The 789-nt window shown below is 31.1% G+C and carries 1 pseudogene; it reads right to left on the reverse strand.

Annotated features, from left to right (window positions below):
- Positions 1-553: 553 nt before the first annotated feature.
- Positions 554-789: pseudogene (locus HALSAC_RS17835) on the reverse strand (IS110 family transposase); the annotation flags it as partial.

Raw genomic sequence — 789 nt, forward strand, 5'->3', positions numbered from 1 at the left:
AGCACTTTCAAAGAGACTTTTAATATCTTGATAAGCTATATGATCTTTAATATTACTATCATACTCCTTGGCTGCCAACTCAGTAAAGGTACCTGTTGGCCCTAAAAAACCTAGACTACTCACTACTCTCACTCCCTCTATAAATTAAATTTATCTCACTCATGCTCACTTATTCTTAGAAATTTATTTTCTTATAAAAAAGTAATATGGATTTAATTATTAAAACCAATTAATATTTGGAATTGCAAGGATAAAGTAATCTAAAAACTTAACTATTATTTTTAAAAAATATGGTCGCTTATTGGAACTCCACATTTCCATGGTAGTTTAACCTCCCATATCTCTCAGGATCTATGTCCCTACATTCCTTCGTTCTACCTATCCATGGGTGGAGGCTGGATATGCTCCTCGACAGGGTCTATGCCCATATTGAAATAATTAATTCCAGCTCTTCCAGTCTTCCTTTTTCAAAGTACTTAATCTAAGAAAAACAAACATAAATAATTGATCTATATTATAAAATTTACATTCCAATAATTCATTTTAAATATCTTTAAGCAGCTCCCTGTAAATTTGAACGTTTGATATTTCTAAATAATTTTTCACCATCATACTTTTCTTTTTTCTTCCATAAAGCAAACAATATTCTAATCAATTTGCAACATAGAGCTACTAGGGATTGTTTTTTCTTTAAGGGGTTTTAGAGTCGTGTTGTGTAGTATTGATGTAGCTCTTAAATTCATTATCTTTGCTACCAGAAGCAGCATCACCCTATACAATAAAGATCTC

The organism is Halonatronum saccharophilum DSM 13868 (assembly GCF_000517025.1).
Taxonomy (GTDB): Bacteria; Bacillota; Halanaerobiia; order Halobacteroidales; family Halobacteroidaceae; genus Halonatronum; species Halonatronum saccharophilum.